The sequence below is a fragment of the Pseudomaricurvus alkylphenolicus genome, from assembly GCF_011683955.1.
Classification (GTDB): Bacteria; Pseudomonadota; Gammaproteobacteria; order Pseudomonadales; family Cellvibrionaceae; genus Pseudomaricurvus; species Pseudomaricurvus alkylphenolicus.
Genome location: NZ_JAAQPI010000007.1, coordinates 221,750 through 242,108, shown reverse-complemented (window position 1 = coordinate 242,108; position 20,359 = coordinate 221,750). Strand labels below are relative to the sequence as shown.

The 20,359-nt window shown below is 53.7% G+C and carries 16 protein-coding genes; 15 read left to right on the top strand and 1 reads right to left on the bottom strand.

Annotated elements, in window-relative coordinates; genetic code table 11:
• The first annotated feature begins 29 nt into the window (after window positions 1-29).
• The 8 genes from pdxR to HBA55_RS18765 all read left to right on the top strand — a co-directional run bounded on the left by pdxR (window position 30) and on the right by HBA55_RS18765 (window position 9,299).
• The gene (gene pdxR / locus HBA55_RS18800; RefSeq protein ID WP_166994618.1) at window positions 30-1,517 is read left to right on the top strand and encodes a MocR-like pyridoxine biosynthesis transcription factor PdxR; all 1,488 of its coding nucleotides are present in this window, start codon (window positions 30-32) and stop codon (window positions 1,515-1,517) included.
• Between the two features lie 75 nt (window positions 1,518-1,592).
• Window positions 1,593-2,339, top strand: a complete 747-nt coding sequence (locus HBA55_RS18795; protein ID WP_166994616.1) for a DUF2189 domain-containing protein — start codon at window positions 1,593-1,595, stop codon at window positions 2,337-2,339.
• Between the two features lie 60 nt (window positions 2,340-2,399).
• Window positions 2,400-3,101 (top strand): RDD family protein, encoded by a 702-nt coding sequence (locus tag HBA55_RS18790; RefSeq protein ID WP_240946166.1) that lies wholly within the window; start codon window positions 2,400-2,402, stop codon window positions 3,099-3,101.
• 3 nt (window positions 3,102-3,104) lie between these two features.
• Window positions 3,105-4,067 carry a stage II sporulation protein M gene (locus tag HBA55_RS18785; RefSeq protein WP_166994612.1) on the top strand — a complete coding sequence of 321 codons (963 nt, stop codon included), beginning with the start codon at window positions 3,105-3,107 and terminating at the stop codon, window positions 4,065-4,067.
• On the top strand, window positions 4,054-5,610 hold the full coding sequence (locus HBA55_RS18780) for a hypothetical protein (RefSeq protein WP_166994610.1): 1,557 nt from the start codon (window positions 4,054-4,056) through the stop codon (window positions 5,608-5,610). Before HBA55_RS18785 ends, HBA55_RS18780 begins: the two co-directional genes overlap by 14 nt.
• A complete protein-coding gene (locus HBA55_RS18775) occupies window positions 5,603-6,982 on the top strand; it encodes a DUF4350 domain-containing protein (protein ID WP_166994608.1) in 1,380 nt (459 codons plus the stop codon). The genes HBA55_RS18780 and HBA55_RS18775 overlap by 8 nt, the downstream gene beginning before the upstream one ends.
• Before the next feature lie 5 nt (window positions 6,983-6,987).
• Window positions 6,988-7,971: an AAA family ATPase gene (locus tag HBA55_RS18770; protein WP_206019880.1), complete on the top strand. Its 984-nt coding sequence runs from the start codon at window positions 6,988-6,990 to the stop codon at window positions 7,969-7,971.
• Window positions 7,968-9,299 carry a DUF58 domain-containing protein gene (locus HBA55_RS18765; RefSeq protein WP_166994604.1) on the top strand — a complete coding sequence of 444 codons (1,332 nt, stop codon included), beginning with the start codon at window positions 7,968-7,970 and terminating at the stop codon, window positions 9,297-9,299. The genes HBA55_RS18770 and HBA55_RS18765 overlap by 4 nt, the downstream gene beginning before the upstream one ends.
• Window positions 9,300-9,794: 495 nt before the next feature.
• On the opposite strand, the gene HBA55_RS18760 is transcribed toward HBA55_RS18765, so the two are convergent.
• Window positions 9,795-10,841 (bottom strand): AraC family transcriptional regulator, encoded by a 1,047-nt coding sequence (locus tag HBA55_RS18760; protein WP_166994602.1) that lies wholly within the window; start codon window positions 10,839-10,841, stop codon window positions 9,795-9,797.
• Window positions 10,842-10,967: 126 nt separating this feature from the next.
• Between HBA55_RS18760 and HBA55_RS18755 the strand changes: the two genes are divergently transcribed.
• The 7 genes from HBA55_RS18755 to HBA55_RS18725 all read left to right on the top strand — a co-directional run bounded on the left by HBA55_RS18755 (window position 10,968) and on the right by HBA55_RS18725 (window position 20,341).
• Complete coding sequence (locus HBA55_RS18755; RefSeq protein ID WP_166994600.1) at window positions 10,968-12,200, top strand: aminotransferase class III-fold pyridoxal phosphate-dependent enzyme; 1,233 nt, start codon at window positions 10,968-10,970, stop codon at window positions 12,198-12,200.
• 18 nt (window positions 12,201-12,218) lie between these two features.
• Window positions 12,219-13,187 carry a thiamine pyrophosphate-dependent dehydrogenase E1 component subunit alpha gene (locus HBA55_RS18750; protein ID WP_166994598.1) on the top strand — a complete coding sequence of 323 codons (969 nt, stop codon included), beginning with the start codon at window positions 12,219-12,221 and terminating at the stop codon, window positions 13,185-13,187.
• 16 nt (window positions 13,188-13,203) lie between these two features.
• Window positions 13,204-14,274, top strand: coding sequence for an alpha-ketoacid dehydrogenase subunit beta (locus HBA55_RS18745; RefSeq protein ID WP_166994596.1), 1,071 nt, complete (start codon window positions 13,204-13,206; stop codon window positions 14,272-14,274).
• Between the two features lie 12 nt (window positions 14,275-14,286).
• Complete coding sequence (locus tag HBA55_RS18740; RefSeq protein ID WP_166994594.1) at window positions 14,287-15,639, top strand: dihydrolipoamide acetyltransferase family protein; 1,353 nt, start codon at window positions 14,287-14,289, stop codon at window positions 15,637-15,639.
• A gap of 29 nt (window positions 15,640-15,668) precedes the next feature.
• On the top strand, window positions 15,669-16,658 hold the full coding sequence (locus HBA55_RS18735) for an aminotransferase class IV (RefSeq protein ID WP_166994593.1): 990 nt from the start codon (window positions 15,669-15,671) through the stop codon (window positions 16,656-16,658).
• Window positions 16,659-16,820: 162 nt separating this feature from the next.
• Window positions 16,821-19,025, top strand: a complete 2,205-nt coding sequence (locus tag HBA55_RS18730; protein WP_166994591.1) for a TonB-dependent receptor — start codon at window positions 16,821-16,823, stop codon at window positions 19,023-19,025.
• Between the two features lie 134 nt (window positions 19,026-19,159).
• The gene (locus HBA55_RS18725) at window positions 19,160-20,341 is read left to right on the top strand and encodes an efflux RND transporter periplasmic adaptor subunit (RefSeq protein WP_166994589.1); all 1,182 of its coding nucleotides are present in this window, start codon (window positions 19,160-19,162) and stop codon (window positions 20,339-20,341) included.
• The last annotated feature ends 18 nt before the right edge of the window (window positions 20,342-20,359 follow it).

Genomic DNA, 20,359 nt, shown 5'->3' with positions numbered 1-20,359 from the left:
CCGCTTTTGGAATATATAAGGGTCCAATTATGAAGACCGCTCACACCCTTCTGGAGGACCTGTTGGGGTTCGAAGACGCCGGCGATGCCGGTCAACCGCGTCACCGCCAAATCTATGGACGCATCCGCAGTGCCGTTTTGGACGGACGTCTGACGGCGGATACGCCCCTGCCGCCCAGTCGCCATTTGGCCAAACAACTGGGTGTCTCCCGCAATACCGTTATTACCGCTTATGAACAGTTACAGGCGGAAGGACTGTTGGTCAGCCGCCAGGGTTCCGGCACGCGCATTGCGTCCCTGCCCGCAAATATGGTGAAACCATTGGCGGGCAGCGGGGCAGGGCGTGATCAGGAGAAACAGACTGAGCCGCTCCCGCGGCTGGCGCAGCGTGTGCGAACATTGCCTTTATTGCAGGGAGGCATTGGCGGTGCGACGTTTTTGCCGGGTTTGCCGGATTTAAACGAATTTCCCTACAAAGTCTGGAGCCGACTGTACAATCGGCATAATCGCCATATCGGGCAGGCCTTCAGCGATTTGGATCTGTGTGCCGGTCATCTGCCATTGCGGTTGGCGTTGTCCCAGTACCTGAAGGTATCACGGGGAGTGAGCGCGCAGCCGGAGCAGATATTTATTACCGCCGGTCTGGCGCAATCGCTGTTACTCGCCAGTCGGGTATTGACTGATCCCGGTGACACGGCCTGGGTTGAGGACCCTTGTTACGACGTCGCGCGCACCAGCCTGGCAATGGCCGACCTGCAACTGCAATCGAAGCCCGTGGATGATCAGGGCATACTGCCAGGCTGTCAGGCACAAGCGCCTCCCCCACGCCTGATTTATGTGACCAGCTCTTATCAGTATCCTCTCGGCCACACACTGTCGATGGCGCGTCGATTGGAGCTGTTGGCATTAGCACAAGCCCATGACGCCTGGGTGTTGGAAGACGACTACGACGGTGAGTTTCGCTATCACGGCAGTCCGATACCGGCACTGGCGGGGTTGAAAGGAAACCAACGCACTCTCTATATGGGGACCTTCAGCAAGGTCCTTTTGCCGACTCTGCGGTGCAGTTATATCGTTGTGCCCGAGGTGCTGATTGATGGTTTTCGGCGTGTCTATCCGATGCTCGGCAATGAAAGCAGCGTCGCCACCCAGGCGGCGCTGGCAGAGATGATCAGTCGAGGTTATTTTTCCAATCATATCAAGCGCATGCGTCATTTATACGGCGCCAGACGCCAATGTCTCGAAGAGCAGTTGCAGCGTATACGGGGTGCCCGCCAGAAGCTCAATCCCGGGGGGCTGCACGTACCTGTGTTTACTTGCGTGGAGGATCAACAGCTGGCGCCGGCGCTTACAAAAGCCGGGCTGGGTTGCGGGTATTTATCGCATTATTACCGAACGCTACCGGCGCGCCAGGGGCTTATGATGGGATTTACCCATTCCAACGAAGAGCAATTACAGCTGGGCTGCCAACAGTTGGAACGCATTCTGGAAGATCACCGTACCGAGCTGAGCTTTTGACACTTTTTTCTGGCATCCCGTTGGCGTATGATTCTGGCAGGGTGTATCAATCGGCCAATAAAGGAGTAATGGTGTATGAGTGATATCTATTCTGCCCCCGAGTCCGAGCTGACCGAATCGAACGCAGGCAGCCAGTTTGGTTCGCTGGAGCAAGGGATTGCGGGCGATTACGATCTTAGACTGGGCAGTGTGCTCAGCGAAGCCTGGAACAATACCAAAGGCGCCAAGACCACCATTCTTGTCGCGGGTATTATCATGATCGTCGTCACCATGGTGGTGTCGGGTGTCTGCCAGTTTGTTGCCGGCATGATGTCCTCCGGTGCCGAAGCGGCGCTTTTTCCTGCCATCCTGTCTCAGGTGGTGATTACGCTGCTGACCACTCCGTTGACCGCCGGCATGCTGATTATCGGTATTCGTCGTGCCTCCAATGCCAGTATTCGTTCCAGCTCCGTGTTTGATTACTTCGGTATGATATTGCCGTTGTTTATCTGCATGATCCTGGTCTATGTCATGCTTATGATCGGCTTTCTGTTACTGATTATTCCAGGCATTTACCTGTCTGTTGCCTATATGTTCGCCATCCCTCTGGTGGTCGAAAAGAATCTGGGGCCCTGGGAGGCCATGGAAGCTTCGAGAAAAGCGGTCACCAAAAACTGGTTCACGGTGTTTGGTATTGTCTTTGTCACCTGGTTGGCCGTGGTTATTTCCATGATTCCTCTGTTGATCGGCCTCATCTGGACACTACCCTGGGCATTGATCGCTTTTGGAACCACCTACCGTATTATCTTTGGCGTCGAACAGGACACTTTGGCGGCAGAATAACTGCTCGTTTAGATTGATAGAATGGTCGGCGGCCGCAACGGCCGTCACATAGGATTTTGCTTGAACCCATCCCGCTCTCTTTTTGACATCAGTCATGCAGTAGAAACCCCCGAGGGGGTGGATATGCAGGCTGATCTTGCCGGACCGGTGGTTCGGTCCCTGGCGTTTGTTATTGACTTCAGCATTCGCTGTCTGGCGATGTTCATCATCATGATTGCCGCTCTCTTGCTGGGCGGAAACGTGGGTTGGGCCGTTTGGCTGTTGTTCTACTTTCTAGTGGAGTGGTGGTATCCGGTTCTGTTTGAAACCTTTCGTGGTGGCCAGACCCCGGGGAAAAAAGCCATGGGCATTACCGTGGTCAACGATGATTTGACGCCCGTTACTCTGGGAGGTTCCCTGATCAGAAACCTGCTCAGGGCCGCCGATTTTCTGCCGTCGTTTTATACATTTGGCCTTATCTCCATGACGATGCATCCGCAATTTCAGCGGCTGGGGGATATCGCCGCCGGCACACTGGTTATTCACAAAGCCGCCGAAACCAGTGCCCCGAGCCTGCCGGACACTACACCCGCTCCGCCCCCGTTTGAGCTGCATGAATCCGAGCAAACTGCAGTTGTGGAGCTGTCACTGCGACATGAGTCATTAACTGACAGCCGGCAACAGGAATTGGCTGCCATCGTTGCGGAAACTATGGGTAAAAAGCCGGACTCCGCATTGAATTACTTACGCAGCATTGGCGCCTGGCTACTGGGTTCTCGATAACCTATGAAACAAAACGACTTTGAACAACAGCACCAACCCCTGTGGGATGAATTCAGTAAATTACTGAAAGGCGATGATAAAACCCTGGATCGCAAGCGCCTTCCGGATCTTTATCAGGTAGTGAGCCACCACTTGGCCATCTCAAAGCAGCGCCGCTATAGCACCAACCTGATTCACCGACTGAATCATTTGGTAGTCGAGGGGCACAAACGGTTCTACGGTGACCTGCCCCGTTTTCGGGCCAACTTTTTCTATCAATGCTATGTGGGGTTTCCACGGGCAATTCGCAGCAACGCACCTTTCGTTTGGGCCGGGCTGGCATTGTTTTTTATTCCTGGCTTTATCTTCTTCTTTTTATGCCTGACGTCCGACGAGTTGATCTACAGCCTGATGTCCTATGACCAGGTCAGGGATTTCGAGCGCATGTATGATCCCGGTTCGCGGGCCTTGGGCAGAACACGTGAGTCGGATACCGATCTGAAAATGTTTTGTTTTTACATCTACAACAATATCGGCATCAGCTTTCAAACCTTTGCCAGCGGCATCTTCTTTGGTTTGGGCAGTTTGTTCTTTCTGATTTACAACGGCATTTTTATTGGTGCCGCCGCCGGCCATATCACTCAAGTGGGTTACACCGACACCTTCTTCCCGTTTGTGGTGGGGCATGGTGCTTTCGAACTGACCGCCATCGCCTTTAGCGGCGCTGCCGGACTGAAACTGGGCTGGGCGCTGATCAGCCCTGGTCCCTACAAGCGTCTCATGGCACTTAAACTGGCGGCGAAGGATGCGGTGATTATGGTGTATGGCACCACTGCGATGTTGTTATTGGCGGCATTTATCGAGGCTTTCTGGTCCTCAAGTTCGACTCTGCCCATTTCAGTCAAATACTCCGTGGGTGCCGGTTTTTGGGCACTGACTATCATCTACATTCTGTTCTCGGGGCGCTCTCGCAATGCAGCTGAGTGAGTTTAAAGCGATTGCCCGGCCCCGCAGCGAATGGCAGGCTATTGATCTGGGTATCGTGATGGCCCGGGCATGGTATTTCAAGTTGCTGGTGGCTTGGGCGGTGCCGGCTGTATTGGTCTATAGTGTCTTGTTGCTTTTCTTCTGGGACAGCACCTGGATCTCGATTTTCATTATCTGGTGGTGTAAACCGCTGTGGGAGCGCCCTATCCTGTTTATCGCCAGCCGCCAGTTATTTGATGAGCAAGTCAGTCCGCGTCAGGTGGTTCGCCAATACCTCAGTATGATCAAAACCGATTGGTTTCTATGGCTCAGTTTGCGTCGATTCTCCATCTACCGGGCCTTCGATATGCCGGTGACCTTGCTGGAAGGGCTAAAGGGTAAGGAGCGACAAAAGCGACTTGGTTTATTGCATCGACGCTTTAGCAGCGGCGCCTCCTGGTTGCTGATTACCTTGTTTCATATCGAAGGCTTCTTGCTGTTCGGGTTTCTAACCGGGTTGTACTTTTTGTTGCCTCAGGGTGTGGAATTGAACTGGAACGAGCTGGTGACAGAGCAGGAGACCCTGAGCTCGCATCTGTACAACACCTTCTGGGTGCTGACCATGGCTTTGATAGCGCCTTTTTACGTCTGCTGTGGATTCTTCCTGTATCTGCAACGGCGGATCGATCTGGAAGGCTGGGACATTGAAATCAACTTCCGTCAACTGGCCAAGCGGCGCAGCAGTGCCGGCGGTGGGCGCCCTCGTCTGGCCGTCATCGGTCTGGGACTGGCCGTGCTGATGGGCGTCCTTGATACTAACATCGCCTACGCGCAGGATGAAAGCGCGTTCCCATCGGCACAGACAAGGGCCAAGGCAGATATTCAAGCGGTGCTGGAGGGAGAAGATTTTCGCCGCATTGAAACCGAAGAAGGCTGGCGCTTTAAGGACAAGCAAGATGAAGAAGAAGCCACAATACCGGACTGGTTGATCGAATTCGCCGAATGGTTGGACAAACACGGCGGCTTCTTCTCGGCATTGGCAGACTTTTTCCGATCAGGTGCATCCATTCTCGAATTTCTGCTTTGGATATCGTTCATCAGTATTGTGATCTACGTGCTGTACCGGTATCGGCAGCAACTGCGGCAATTTATGGGCAGTGATAGAGATCAGGGTCACCTGGATGTAGAGCCTCCGGAGGTACTGTTCGGGCTGGACGTGACCAAAGACAGCTTACCCAAAGATGTTATCGCTGCAGCGCAGTCGCAGTGGCAATCCGGTCAACAGCGCCAGGCCATCGGAATACTGCTACGCTCATCGATCATCAAATTGATTCATGACCATCGCTGTCCTTTTCAGGAAGGGCATACGGAACTGGAATGCGCTCAGATTGTGAATCAAGCCGGTTTGGTTGATCCTTCAGGGGGCGATATTCAGAAAATTGCCGGTTACTTTCAGGCGCTTACCCGCCAGTGGCTGTCTATCGCCTATGCCCACAAAGATTGCCAGCAGGAACAGTTCCAGTCGCTGTGCGAAGGCTGGACGGAGGCTTTCCGCCATGCCTAGATTGCTAATCTGCCTGGTGGTGTTGCTGGTCGTTGGAAGCGGCTGGCTGATTTATCGCAATCTCGAATTTTACAATGAACTCATCAACAAGGGTTGGAGTGTGGAAGCACTGCGTAACCCTTATCTGGCAGCGGAACAGTATCTGCAAACTCGGGTTCACCGTGTTACCAGTGCCCCGAAAGTAGAGCGGGATGAAGATTTCAGCGGCTATTCCGTGATGTTGGTATCCGAGGCCAGCCACTTGAATTTTGACCGACAGAAAAGCCGTCTTCTGCAATGGGTTCAAGAAGGCGGAGTACTCATTATCGGTGCTGATGAAGGCGACCCCGACACCCTGGTGTCCGATTTGGGTTTCAGTACCACCTTTGGTGATGTTCAGGACGACGAGCATGAAGAAGCCTTCATTGATAATCGTGTTGAGGTCAGGGGCCACGGCGACGAAGAAACGCCACAACAGGAAAAAGACAAAGACCGTACCGAGGATAAAGAAAAGTCCCTGGCAGAGCGACTCCGGGAGGAGAACGAACGCATTCGCAAACGCCGCGCTGAACAAAAGCAAAACCCTGCCGATGCCGGGCCGGATGTGCCGCGCTGTGCGACGGTACTCAATCAGTGCGAGCCAAGATCTGAACCTGAAATTACTGAACGTCAGACCACCGTTCTGACTTTTGATGGTATAGACGCAGAATTAAAGGCCCATTTCTGGGGCAGCCAGGTACTGGATCACCCGGAGATATCGGAAGAGGAGCCAGAGACCAATGAACTGGTGTACTGGACGGGAGATGGACGGGGCGTACACTTCGCCCAACTCGAATACGGTCAGGGGCTGATCACGGTAATGAGCAGCACCAATATCTGGAACAATTACCGCATCGGCCACTTCGACCATGCTTATTTACTGGATATCTTTGTGCATGAAGACAGCGACGTACTGATTCTGTACGGCAAAGACATGCCCTCCCTGGGCACGCTGATTTATCGTTATTTTTTCGAAGCGCTGGTTGCCAGTGCCATGCTGATCATTAGCGCCTTGTTCTACTTCGGTCGACGCTTTGGTCCAGTGCAGGGGGCGAGCGATGCCGTGCGTCGCTCCCGCCATCAAAACTTTTCAGCGCTGGCCCAGTACCGCTGGAAGATCAAAGACGATGAAGGTCTGGTAGCGCATATGCGTGAGGATATTCAGCGCCGTGCGCACCGGCGCTGGCCGGACTTTCCCAATCTCAACCGGGCGGAGCAAACCCGCAACCTGGCTTCGCTCGGTGTACTGCCCGCCATTACTATCGACAGTGCCATGAACAGCAAGATCAATTTTCAGGAAACCCAATACCTGAATCTGGTGAAAGCACTGCAAATCCTAAGGAAATCACTATGAACGACATGAGCACACCGGGCTCGGTTACCGAGCCGAGTTTTGCCGAGGCCAGTGAGCTGCTGGAAAAACTCACTCAGCAGATCGGAAAGTCACTTATCGGGCAACAGGCCGTGGTGGAGCAAGTACTGATCGCCATGTTTGCAGGTGGCCATGTTCTGCTCGAAGGGGTGCCCGGTTTGGGCAAAACGTTGTTGGTGCGGGTATTGGCCCAGACCTTTGGCGGGACCTTCAAACGCATTCAGTTTACCCCGGATCTTATGCCCTCCGACATCACCGGTCATGCGCTGTTCGACATGAAAGAGGGCAAGTTTCGGGTGCGCCAGGGTCCGGTGTTTACCAATTTGCTGTTGGCGGATGAAATCAATCGCGCGCCTGCCAAAACCCAAGCGGCGCTGTTGGAGGTTATGCAGGAGAGACGGGTGACGATTGAAGGCAAGAGCCAGGCAGTGCCCTTGCCCTTTATGGTATTGGCAACCCAGAATCCCCTGGAACAAGAGGGAACCTATCCGTTGCCTGAGGCGGAGCTGGACCGTTTTCTGATGAAAGTGCTCATCGATTACCCCAATGAGAGCGACGAAGTGCAACTGACCCGTATGATCACCCAAACCACCAGCGACGATCCCGACAGTGGTAATGGCGCGCAGTTGCTGAATACCGAACAATTTCAGCTGCTTCAAAATACGATCAACCAGGTGACACTGGATGAGCAAGTGGTCGATTATGCGGTTCGTCTGGTGCGCGCCACCCGTGAAAACACGGCTATTCGCCAGGGCGCTGGCCCCCGTGCTTCTATTGCGCTGGTGCGCTGCGCACGGGTCAATGCGGTGCTACAGGGGCGGGAGTTTGTGCTGCCGGACGATATCAAGGCGGTGGCGGTTGCTGTGATGCGCCATAGAATCACCCTGGCTGCGGATGCCGAAATTGATGGCGTCACCGCAGATGAAATGCTGCATAATCTGTTGGACAAAATCGAAGCGCCACGCCTATGAGGCCGACCAAAAAACTGCTGTATCTGTTGCTGGCCGGCTGGGTTGTCGCCCTTTTGCTGGGCGGGCTCACGGCCTATTCTGTGGCCGGATCCCTGGAGCAGGCTACTAGTGGTTGGTGGTGGTTGATGGCTGTTTTGTTGGTGGTTGGCGCGATCGATGCACTGGTACTGCGCAAGACACAGCCGCTTGATGTTGAGCGAGAATTGCCTCAGGGGTTGGCGGTTGGCACCCGCAATGAATTTACACTGCGGTTGAGTAACCTCACCCTCAATACAGTGAATCTACGGGTTACCGAGTTGACGCAAGACGATATGCAGATCGAAGGTCTGCCACTGGCTCTGACCCTGGCACCGGAAGAAACCGTTGAAGTCAAACCGCATGCCTATCCTTTGAGGCGTGGTGATACCAACTTCAGCGGCGTGGATGTACTCATTGAATCCCGCTGGGGTTTATGGGCCAGGCGCGAAACCTTTCTGGAAGCGGTTGTGGTCAAGGTCTTTCCCAACTTTACCGCCATTTCCAACTTTGAATTGTTGGCACACGGCCAGCAGGCGGGACAACTGGGAATCCATCTGAACCAACGTCGTGGTGAGGGGCTGGATTTTCATCAGTTGCGAGAGTACCGTCCGGGCGACTCACTCCGGCAGGTTGACTGGAAGGCTACCTCCCGAACTCACAAACCCATTTCCCGCGAGTTTCAGGATGAACGGGACCAGGACATTATCTTCCTGCTCGATAACGGCCGTCGCATGCGTGCCAAAGACGGTGAACTCAGCCACTTTGACCATTGCCTGAATGCGTTTTTGCTGACCGCCTATGTGGCTCTGCGCCAAGGTGACGCCGTAGGGCTCCAGATCTTCGGCAGTGACCAAAAATGGGTGAATCCGGTGAAGGGCAAAAACAACCTTAACACGCTGCTGCATCAGGTTTATGATCTGCACAGTAGCGTCGCCACCAGTGATTACCTGTCTGCGGCACAAAACCTGATGGACAAGCATCGCAAGCGATCGCTGATCATCATCGTTTCCAATGTTAATGGTCAGGACAACGAAGACCTGCTGTCTGCCTACGCGCTCTTGTCCCGAAATCACTTGGTGATGTTTGCGTGTCTTCGCGAATATGTAATTGATCAGCAGCTGGAAACGCCGGTGAAGGATTTTATGGGGGCGCTGAGCTACTCCAGTGCCCTGGATTTTCAGCTCAAGCGTCAGGCCAGTTTGAAGCGTCTGGTCTCATCTGGCGCTATTGTGCTCGATGATATGCCCTCGCAGCTGCATATTGCTTTGGTAAATAAATATCTAGAGCTCAAGCGAAGCGGCCGGATTTGATTGTGGTTGGGTGCGGTAACGACCATGACCTGAATAACGGCTTTGACGTTGAAGGTCGAGCTTTCTCTTTGCGCACTATTTTCAGCAAGCGCTGGCAGGACCGGATAGGCTGCAAAGTGCCATAACCGGAAGTTCATAATCCTGGTTCAGGGCACCATGGGCGTTCGATAATGTCCGCAACGGCCGCACGACGTAGGGTGGAATAGAAGCGCTTTGCGCTTCGTAATCCACCGATCCGCCGAAGGTTTAAATTGGCGGCGGCCGTGTACAAATCACCTGCTGCAGGCACATTCAAGGGTGTTAAAAACTGGGCCGCAGCCAACGAACATCTCCGGCAGAACCGGCGGATTACGGCGCAAGCGCCTAATCCGCCCTACGCATAAACAACGCCGTCAGAGTACCAATCCTGCGAATTTCTAAGACCGGTTATGGCACTTTGCCGCCGTGGTCCGAACCCAAACAACCCATAATTTATCCCGAAGGCCATAATATTATCTAAGGAGCTTTTTGCGAAGAGTGTTTACGAAATTGCAAAGGGCTGCTACCTGACAGGCGTTTAAAAACTCTCACAAACGCACTGGCCTCAGAGTAACCCAGCTTAAGGGCAATATCGGTGATGCTGGCATCGGTTTCCAGCAACGCCTCCTTGGAGACTTGCAATATAGTCTCGTCCCGCAGCTCACTGAAAGATGTATTTCTCTCACGCAGCTGCCGGTGTAAATTCCGCACAGACATATTCAATTGCCGCGCCATGGTTTCTGTGGTCAGCTCCTTGTTGCCCAGACCTGTGGTGAGCAACACGCGTACATGCCGCACCAAATCCTGCGTGCCTGCAATCTGATCAAACAGCTGGTTAGCCTGTTGCTTCAGGATAAGCAGCAGGTTGGGATCCGCTGTCGCCACAGGAGTCTCCAATAAATCCTCTTCCAACTTGATGGTATTGTGGGCTTGATCGAAGTGCAGGTTCGGGCCGAAAAACCGATGGTGTTCCTCCAGATCTTGCGGTGCCGAGTAGGTAAAGTCGCAACGTTCCGGTATCCAATCGATTTCCAGCACTCTGCGAATCGTCTGTATCATCAGAGCCATGCTGAAAGCAATATCCTGACGGGTGTCGCTGTCCGGGAGTTTCGCTTCCTGATACACGCAATAGCAGGTCTTCGCCTGATGCCGAAATGTGATGCTGAATTCTGGAGAAAATATACAGTGATACCGCTCTATTAATTCGCTCCAATCTCTTAGAGTCGCGGCATTGCTGCTCAAATAACCCAACAAACCAAATTGGTGGAATTCAACCTCTTCAGCCATATGAATGCCCAAGGCGCTGTCGCCAACCCGCTCGGCTCCCCACTCGAAGAGTCGGTTGTAAATCTCGAGCGACAGCACTGTGGCCGGCGTGTTGAAGATCGAGTCTTGGAGCCCCAGCGACTGGCAGATTTCGTCGCGGCCGACACCACGTTTTGACAAGGCGCTCAGCAACCATTCCGCCGGCAGGCCACTACGGACTGCTTTTAACGTGTTGTTCTGCATAGCGCCCTTTTTCATGTAGACCCCGCAATCGCCTTGGCCGAAATTGTCAATTATCGTGCCGCAAAGGTCAAGTCGTGCGTCGGGGTTCGAGATAAGGTAAGCCATATCCTACTGGTAGTGAATAACAAACAGGAGTTCGAAATGGCTTACACGCTTGATAAAGATAAGGCGCTGAGAATGCGTGCGGAATCCGCTTTCCCGGCGGGAATTTACGGTCATATGAGTACTAAGGTATTGCCGGATAACTATCCGCAGTTTATTGCCCAAGCTGAAGGTGGCCGCTTGTGGGGCGTGGACGGCTACGAATATATCGATTTTTTGTGTGCCTATGGCCCCAATATTCTCGGCTACAAGCACCCCAAGGTCGAGGCGGCGGTGCGCAGGCAAATGGAGCAGGGCGATTGCACCACCGGCCCCTCGCCAGTGATGGTAGAGCTGGCCGAAAAAATGATTGAAAAAGGTGAGCATGCGGATTGGAGTCTGTTTTGCAAGAACGGCTCCGATGCCACGACTATCTGTCTGATGATCGCCCGTGCTCAGACCGGCCGCAACACCATCTTGATGGCGGAAGGCACCTATCACGGTGTGGACCCCTGGTGCAGCTGGTCCAAGGTCGGCATTACCGAAGGTGCCCGGGCGAACATTATTACTTTTACCTACAACGATGTAACAAGCCTGGAGCAAGCGGTAGCCGATGCCGGGGACGATCTGGCCGGGATAATCCTGACACCCAACATGCACGAAGTCCTGGTGCCCCAGCAAATCGTCAAGCAGGAGTTTGCACAAAAAGCGAGGCAGCTTTGCGATGACAAAGGCGCCGCTCTGATTCTGGACGATGTACGCTGCTCCTACCGGTTTTCGCTGGGCTGTACCTGGCAGACCATCGGCGTACTGCCGGATCTGTGTGCAATGGGAAAAACCCTGGGCAACGGCTACGCGCTTTCGGCAGTCACCGGAAATAACAAATTCCGCAGCGGTGCGGCGGAGAGCTTTACAACAGGCTCCTATTGGTTCTCATCGGTAGCGTTTGCTGCCTCACTTGCAACGATTGAAGCGATTGAAGAAGAGGAAGCAATTCCCCGAATGGAGAGTGCCGGCCGTCAGCTTCGCGAAGGCTTGGCAGACCTGGCCCACGGCTATGGCTTTGCTTTGGAGCAATCGGGTCCCGTGCAAATGCCTCTGTTTCTGTTTAAGGACGACCCCGAGTTTGCCAAGGGTATCAGCTTCTGCAATGAAGCCGTTAAAAACGGTGTTTATCTGCACCCGGTACACAACATGTTTGTATGTGCGGCGCACGACACCGATATCGTTGAGGCGCTTGACCGCATTGAGGGAGCTTTTAAGGCGCTGAAACGCGAATTTGGGGACGGTTAATCGGAAGGAGAAACAACGATGAGTCTGACGAAAGAACAACTGCTCGATTACTACCGCAAGATGCGTAATATCCGCGAGTTTGAAGAAACCATTCACCGCGAAAACACCACCGGCGAGATTCCCGGTTTCCTGCATTTGTACTGTGGAGAAGAAGCCAACGCGGTTGGTGTCTGCGCCCACTTGAGCGATGACGACTATATCGCCAGCAATCACCGCGGACACGGTCATTGTGTGGCCAAGGGCTCCGACCCGCGGCTGATGGTGATGGAGCTCTATGGCCGCGCCGAAGGGCTATGCGGCGGCAAGGGCGGCTCAATGCATATCGCCGACCTGGATCGCGGCAGCCTCGGTGCCAATGGTATTGTCGGTGCCGGTGCACCACTGGCTACCGGCGCGGCACTTACTCAAAAAGTGAAGGGGCGCGACAATGTGTCGGTGTGCTTTTTTGGTGATGGCGCCAGTAACGAGGGCTATGTCTTCGAGGCGATGAACCTGGCGGTTATTCTGAAGCTGCCGGTGATCTTCTACTGCGAAAATAACGGCGTGGGTGAGGGTACCGGTGTCGATTACGCCGTGGGTGCTGACTCTATCGCAGATCGTGCTGCCGCGTTTGGTATGCCCGCCAAAAAAATCGATGGTACCGATTTCTTTTCAGTCTATGACGCGATGGAAGAGGTGGTTGCCCACTGTCGGGCTGGCAATGGACCTTACTTCGTTGAGGCAGAAACTGTGCGGTTTTACGGGCACTTTGAAGGTGATCCGCAGAAATACCGTCTCAAGGAGGAAATCGACAACGCCAAACTGCACCGCGATTGTCTGAAGAAGTTTCGCAGCAGGGTGATTGAAGAGGGCCTGGCCACCACCGAGGAATTCGACAGTATCGACAGCGATTTGGTTGCCGCCTACAAAGGCTATGTGGCTGAGGCCAAGCAGGCCGCCTGGCCGCGGCCCGAAGCTCTGACCGAAGATGTCTACATCACCTATTAAACGGGGGAACATGAACATGGCAGAAAAAAGTATTCGCACCGCCATTGGTGAGGCGATGCGCGCGGAAATGCGTCGCGACAACAACGTAATTTTGATTGGCGAAGACGTCGCCGGTGGCCAGGGGTGTGAAGGCGAACTTGATGCCTATGGCGGTGTGTTGGGCATTTCCAAAGGTCTGATTCAGGAGTTTGGCGCTGATCGAATTATCGATACGCCAATTTCTGAAATGGGCTATATGGGCATGGCGGTGGGTGCTGCTGCCAGTGGATTGCGCCCAATTGCAGAGCTGATGTTTTCGGACTTTTACGGATGCTGCTGGGACATGCTCTACAACCAGGCGGCCAAATTCCGTTATATGTTTGGCGGTAAAGCAGTGACGCCGCTAACGGTACGTACCATGATTGGTGCCGGCGCCTCCGCTTCTGCGCAGCATTCCCAGAGCCCTTACCACGTGTTTACCTCACTGCCCGGGATGAAATGCGTGGTGCCCTCCAACGCCTACGATGCCAAGGGCCTGCTGATCCAGGCAATTCAGGATGACGATCCGGTTATCTTTTGCGAGCACAAGGCGCTTTACGATTTGCCCTTGGCAGCCAGCGAAGTCCCGGACGAAAGCTACACTGTGCCGTTTGGCGAAGCCAATTTTGTTCGCGAAGGTGAGGATGTCACGATCGTAGCGCTGGGGCTGATGGTTCATCTCGCGGCCGGTGCCGCTGATGAGCTGGCCAAGCAGGGTATCGGTTGTGATGTGATTGATCCACGTACGACCTCGCCTCTGGATGAAGAAGCCATCCTGGAAAGCGTACAAAATACCGGGCGATTGATCGTTGTAGATGAGTCGAGCGCCCGTTGTGGTTTTGCTCACGATATCGCGGCACTGGTGGCCAGCCAGGCGTTTGACTGTTTGAAGGCGCCGATAAAGTTGGTCACTCCGCCGCACACTCCGGTGCCGTTTTCATCGCCGCTGGAGCAGGCTTGGATTCCCAGTGGTGAACGCGTTGCTGCGGCTGTTCTCGAAGTCACCATGGGGTTGGATGCCAAAACCGCAATGGACACGGTGATGGCGGCGAAGAGTGCGGCGGCCTGAGGGAGGTAGAAAATGAGTGCGATAGAAGCAATTACTGTCCCCAAGTGGGGGCTGACCATGACCGAAGGCACAGTCAGTCAGTGGCTGGTTGAAGAAGGCGCTGTTATTCAGATCGGTGACGAAGTTGTCGATATGGAAACCAGCAAGATCGTTAATACCGTCGAGTCTATTGTCTCTGGCAAGCTGAGGCGGATTGTGGCCCAACCCGGCGAAACGCTGGAAATCGCTGCGCTGCTGGCGGTATTGGCCGACGACGATGTCCCCGATAATGAAGTTGAGGCGTTTATCGCCAACTATGTACCTGAGGGTGTTGCCAGCACCGACGTTATGGCCAAGTCGAGCGCGGCTCCTAAGGAGGTAGCAATTGACCAGGCTGAAACGAGCCTGGAAGCTCCCGAGGAACTCGATGATAGCGATGTAAAAACCACGCCGGTTGCTCGCCGCCTCGCCAGAGAGCTGGGTGTGAATCTACACGAATGTCAGGCAACCGGTCGCGGCGGACGTGTTGGCAAGGCGGACGTTGAAGCGGCTTGGGCGCGTATTCAGAAAACCACAAATGATCATCCGGAGGATTCTGCAACACCCGAAGCCGAAGAGAATTCGAATGTTGAACCCAAGGTCCGGATTGAACAACAAGGCGTTGCTCAAACGCCGAACATTCAACCATTGGGGAATTCCGAATTCAAAGCGATTCCCATGAACGCCATGCGTCGAACCATCGCAGACCGCCTGCAGAGTTCCAAACAAACTGCACCGCATTTTCGCGTGACAGTGGATGCAGAACTCGATGCTCTGTTGGCCATTCGCAATCAGGTTAATCAGAGTAACCCGGAGACAAACGTCTCGGTGAACGATTTTCTGATCAAGGCTTGCGCCTGTGCGTTGATTAAAGTGCCGGAGCTAAATATTCAGTTCGATGAAGCCAGTCAAACGATTCGTCAGTTCTCCAATGCGGATATAGCGGTCGCAGTAGCGATAGAGGGCGGGTTGGTAACACCTATCATTAACACGGCCAATCGACAGTCCTTGAGCGAAATATCAAACCGAATGAGAGATCTCGCTGCCCGAGCAAAATCCGGGCAACTGACGGCCGAAGAATTTCAGGGCGGCACCTTCTGCATTTCCAACCTGGGAATGTATGGGGTGCGCCAATTCGATGCGATTATCAATCCTCCCCAGGGCGCCATCCTTGCTGTGGGCGGTGGAGAACAGCGGGCGGTTGTAAGAGAAGGCGACATTCAGGTGGCCACGGTCATGACGCTGTCGCTTTCCTCCGACCATCGAGTGATTGACGGTGCCCAGGCCGCAGAGTTTATGCGTGAACTGAAGCGCCTGATCGAGTCCCCGGCCTTGATGCTCGCCTGATACATCTACTTACTCATAAAGGATTCACCATGACGATTATCCAAGCCGAGCAAATCATGCTCCAGGAACCCACCCACGCGCGTCTCGCTCACGATGACAACTATGCCTTTGGCAGTGCTTTTATCAACGGCGTTTACTGCGGCGTTCACGAGGCAGCCATACCTATCGTGGATATGGGTTTTATGCACGCCGATGCAGCTTACGATGTGGTCAGTGTTTCCAAAGGGCAGTTTTTCCGCCTGGAGGACCACCTCAATCGCTTCGAAAGCTCTTGCGCCAAGTTTCGATTGAACAACCCTTACAGCCAGCAGCAGACGGCAGAGATCCTGACCAATCTCGTCAAGCTGGCTGGTACTCGTGAGGCCTACGTCTGGTGGTGTGTGACCCGTGGCATCATGAGCGGTGGTGATCGCTCCGATGCGGACGCGTTTGAGAACTGTTTTTACGCGTTTGTGATTCCCTATATGTACATTGCCAGCGATGAACAAAGAACCCGAGGGCTGGATGTAATGATCAGTAAGAATTATATCCGCATACCGCCGAATTCCGTCGATCCCACCGCCAAGAATCTGCATTGGATGGATATGAAACTGGCCTTGTTTGAAGCCCGTGACAACCAGAAAGAGTGGTCGGTCTTACTCGATAGTGAAGGTTATCTGGCCGAAGCTCCAGGAGCCAATATTTTTGTGGTTAAGGGCAGCGCAATCTATACACCGGACAGCGGCTGCCTGGAAGGGATTACGCGACGGACGACGCTGGATCTGGCCCGTGAACTGGATATTCCTGTCCATGTACAGCGGGTTCACAAGGACGAGTTGATTCACGCGGACGAAGCATTTATGACGTCCACCGCCGGCGGCATCATGCCCATCAATAGCGTTAACGACACCCTGCTGGGTGGCGCCGTCGGTCCGGGCGCGATAACCACCAAACTTCACAATCTGTACTGGCAGAAACGCTGGCAGGGATGGTTGGGCACTTGCGTTGACTTCGATACTCCGGTGGTAATCGCCGAATAGCAAATCACGTTGGCCGAATGTGTCAATTTTGCTGCCGTAAAGGTCAAGCCAGTCTTACTCTACGGCGCTAATGTAGGAGATGGAATAACGAAGGGGTGTCGTTTCTTATTCGGATACGGTCCTCTTCAATAATAACCATCCGACTTTAAGAGGAGAGTCGATATGCAGTTTCGTTCTTGCCATCAGCTGGCTGCAGCTATCGCGCTGGCTACGGCCTCGCAGGCGACCTTAACCCAGGCAGACAGCGCTTTTACCCTGGAAGAAATAGTCATTACTGCGCAAAAGCGTGAGCAGAGTTTGCAGGAGGTGGGAATTGCCATTAGTGCATTTGACGGCGAAACCATGGAGGCCATGGGCGTTGTCAACAGCAACGAGGTCGCCGCCAAAACCCCTAATTTGAACATTATGTCTCCAGCCGGTGAAGGGGGGGTGGTTTCTGTATTTATTCGCGGCATCGGTCTGAATGATTTCGCGTTGAACAATACCGGACCGGTAGGTTTTTATATCGACGAAGCCTCCATCGGTTCGTCCAACGGTCAGCTAACCACACTCTTTGATATCGAACGCGTTGAGATTCTGAAGGGGCCGCAGGGGACTCTGTTTGGTCGCAACACCACTGGTGGTGCCCTGAATATTGTTTCCAATAAGCCCACGGAGGAATTCGAAGCCTCGCTGAAACTCAGTGCCGGTAACTATGGTTACACCAAACTCGAAAGCATGGTCTCCGGCTCTTTGACAGAAACGCTAAATGGACGCTTGGCTCTGGTCGGGTATGAGTCAGACGGCTATATAGAGAACCTCAGCAATGGCGATAGAGTGGAGAAGCAGAACTTTGCCGGTCGTGCGTTGTTGAACTATCTCCCAACCGATGATCTGTCAGTCCTGTTCAATCTTCATGCGTCACGCAACGACAGCGATTCCGACCTGTACGGCACTACGTTGGATTCCGATTTTTACGAGGGCGTTCATGGCGATAAAGAGTATCGTATCAATACTGATACCAAAGGCGTTTCGGTAAACGTCAGCTATGACCTGAACGATCAAATCAGTCTTACATCGATCACGGCCTATGATGATCTGGATAAACGCCAGGGAGAAGATGGAGACATGACACCACTGGCGTTGGTGGAGTTTGTGTACAGCGTAGATACTCATACGTTTACTCAGGAGCTTCGGCTCAATGGCGATACTGACCAATTACACTGGATTGCGGGTCTGTACTATCTGTCTGAAACCATTAACTGGGATGTAGAGGTGGACAACGCAGATCTTCCCTTGATTCCCGGTTTACTGAATTTGGGAACTTCCCGGTCCGAAGGCCATCAGCAACTGACGACTCAGGCGTTATTCGGCCAGATGGAATACGAATTGGCGGAGTCCTGGGTATTGACTGTGGGGGCGCGTTACACACAGCTTGAGGTGGACTTCGATTATGCCACGGATGTGCCTAACTTCGCATTTACGCCCTTACTGGCTTCCATGAGCTACTCCGACGATCTTCGCAATGAAGAATTTTCGGGCAAAGTCGCCTTGAATTTCTACCCCAATGAGGATCACATGCTCTATGGCTCCATCACTCGGGGATTCAAAGGCGGTGGCTTTAACGGTGGGGTGGTGACTGATCTGGCGAATTACCCGGCCAACGCCGAGTATGACCCTGAGATTCTCACGGCCTACGAGCTTGGCATAAAATCCACACTGCTAGATGACACCATGCAACTGAACGCGGCCCTGTTTTACTACGACTATCAGGACGCACAAGTGTTTAACAGTATTGGTGATCCGAACACGGGTTTACCACAAAATCAGATTGAAAATGCCGAGTCCCTTGAGCTATATGGCCTTGATATGGACGTCACCTGGCAGCCGCTGGAGGCTCTCTTTATTCAGGTGGGGCTGGGTTATACTCACTCCGAATTTGATGAATTCGACTTGACCGTGCCAACAGCCACAGGTGTTGCTACTGCGGATCTCAATGGCGTTACACCTCAGAACACGCCGGAATGGAGCGCCAACCTGCTGGCTCACTACACCTGGTCACTGGGCGATAACGGCAGCCTCTCGGCACAGGTAGACGGCTCCTACCAGAGCGAAGTCTACTATTCCAACGGTACCGTAGCCGTCGTAGGTGATCCCACCAGCTACACTCGAAACAAAGAATTGGGGCAAGACAGCTACAGTCTCTGGAACGCGCGTCTGTCCTGGACCGATTCCAGCGAGCAGTTGGAATTGGCACTCTGGGGCAAGAACTTGGCCGACAAGGAATATGCGGCTTATATGTTCGAGCTCACTGACCTGATAGGCGCTGATCAGGTTATGCGCGGCGTGCCCCGCACCTACGGGGTGGATATCAAGTACGCGTTCTAGCTCTCGCCCGGGTTCTTCAGTGAACCCGGGGTTTACCCAAATCAAGCGCCTGCATACGTATTCAACGCAACCATGAGCCGCAGCTGGTTTAGTATCTCAGAATCAGCGGGCGACGAACGGATGCAGGATTCAGTATGGTACTCTGGCAGAGAATTCCCCTGGCTCTCAAGATAGCCGTTCCAGGCTTGTTGATCGTATTTCTGGTTGCTACCGGTAAATCCGACCCGATTCCCAATAGTCCACCCCCTGTACCGGAAAAGAAAACCGTCCCGGTAGTGGAGGCCAAACCGAGCACTCATAGAGTCAGTGTTTTCAGCCAAGGTACTGTAGAACCTCGTCGTCGGATTACTTTGGCAGCAGAGGTCTCTGGTCGGATTGTCGAAGTCGATGCGCAGTTTGTCGATGGCGGATTTTTTGACCAGGGCCAGATTCTGATACGCATTGAGGACAGTGATTATCAGGCCGCTCTTCTACAAGCCCGGGCCAGAGTTGCTGAAGCGCAGCAGGCTTTGGCCACCGAGTTGGGGCAAGCGCGCCAGGCTCGCAGGGAGTGGCGGGATCTCGGTAATGCCAATGCCAACGAGCTGTTTCTTCGAAAGCCTCATATTGCAGCTGCGCGGGCGCGACTAAAAGCCGCGCAAGGGGACTTGGCTAAAGCACAAAAGGATCTGCAGCGCACCCGAATCAGCGTTCCGTTTTCCGGTCGTATCGACCGTATCCATGTGGACTTGGGACAATATGTCAGCGCCGGTACTGAGTTGGCGTCAGTTTACGATAACTCGACGGTGCAAATTCGACTTCCGCTTTCCGATGAGCAACTTGGACTGTTGAGTCTGCCGATGACAGGGGCCGAGGATGGCGACGAGACGCGGGTGACCATTGAGGGGGTCATTGGGCGGGAGCCTCACGAATGGGCGGGGAAGATTTTCCGTACTGCCGGCAGCGTCGATAATCGTTCCCGGATGATTTACGCCATTGCCGAGGTGAATAACCAGGGCGATGTTCCACTGATGGTGGGGATGTTTGTCGAGGCCAGAGTCCAAAGCAAACCTTTGGCAAACGTGATCGAGTTGCCGAGAGGGGCAATTTTTCAACGTAACCGAATATACACCTTGGACAATAATGATCGGGTTGTTCCTGTCGAGGTTGAGGTGCTGTCGAGCGATGAAACCACTGTTTGGATTCGAGCGAGCGTGCATGGGAATGCTCGCGTTATGGCCTCCCGGCAGAGCTTTGTGAGCCCAGGACAGCAGGTGTTACCCCGCAGTGCCGAAGTACTCGCGCTGAGTCCTGCAGTTAACCAGGATACCCGCTGAGGCGTTGCCCGCTATGGA

What these genes read in the sequence shown, in the direction of transcription:
- pdxR (WP_166994618.1), top strand. Translation starts at nt 30, where the DNA reads ATGAAGACCGCTCACACCCTTCTGGAGGACCTGTTGGGGTTCGAAGAC.
- HBA55_RS18795 (WP_166994616.1), top strand. Translation starts at nt 1,593, where the DNA reads ATGAGTGATATCTATTCTGCCCCCGAGTCCGAGCTGACCGAATCGAAC.
- HBA55_RS18785 (WP_166994612.1), top strand. Translation starts at nt 3,105, where the DNA reads ATGAAACAAAACGACTTTGAACAACAGCACCAACCCCTGTGGGATGAA.
- HBA55_RS18780 (WP_166994610.1), top strand. Translation starts at nt 4,054, where the DNA reads ATGCAGCTGAGTGAGTTTAAAGCGATTGCCCGGCCCCGCAGCGAATGG.
- HBA55_RS18775 (WP_166994608.1), top strand. Translation starts at nt 5,603, where the DNA reads ATGCCTAGATTGCTAATCTGCCTGGTGGTGTTGCTGGTCGTTGGAAGC.
- HBA55_RS18770 (WP_206019880.1), top strand. Translation starts at nt 6,988, where the DNA reads ATGAGCACACCGGGCTCGGTTACCGAGCCGAGTTTTGCCGAGGCCAGT.
- HBA55_RS18765 (WP_166994604.1), top strand. Translation starts at nt 7,968, where the DNA reads ATGAGGCCGACCAAAAAACTGCTGTATCTGTTGCTGGCCGGCTGGGTT.
- HBA55_RS18760 (WP_166994602.1), bottom strand. Translation starts at nt 10,841, where the DNA reads ATGAAAAAGGGCGCTATGCAGAACAACACGTTAAAAGCAGTCCGTAGT.
- HBA55_RS18755 (WP_166994600.1), top strand. Translation starts at nt 10,968, where the DNA reads ATGGCTTACACGCTTGATAAAGATAAGGCGCTGAGAATGCGTGCGGAA.
- HBA55_RS18750 (WP_166994598.1), top strand. Translation starts at nt 12,219, where the DNA reads ATGAGTCTGACGAAAGAACAACTGCTCGATTACTACCGCAAGATGCGT.
- HBA55_RS18745 (WP_166994596.1), top strand. Translation starts at nt 13,204, where the DNA reads ATGGCAGAAAAAAGTATTCGCACCGCCATTGGTGAGGCGATGCGCGCG.
- HBA55_RS18740 (WP_166994594.1), top strand. Translation starts at nt 14,287, where the DNA reads ATGAGTGCGATAGAAGCAATTACTGTCCCCAAGTGGGGGCTGACCATG.
- HBA55_RS18735 (WP_166994593.1), top strand. Translation starts at nt 15,669, where the DNA reads ATGACGATTATCCAAGCCGAGCAAATCATGCTCCAGGAACCCACCCAC.
- HBA55_RS18730 (WP_166994591.1), top strand. Translation starts at nt 16,821, where the DNA reads ATGCAGTTTCGTTCTTGCCATCAGCTGGCTGCAGCTATCGCGCTGGCT.
- HBA55_RS18725 (WP_166994589.1), top strand. Translation starts at nt 19,160, where the DNA reads ATGGTACTCTGGCAGAGAATTCCCCTGGCTCTCAAGATAGCCGTTCCA.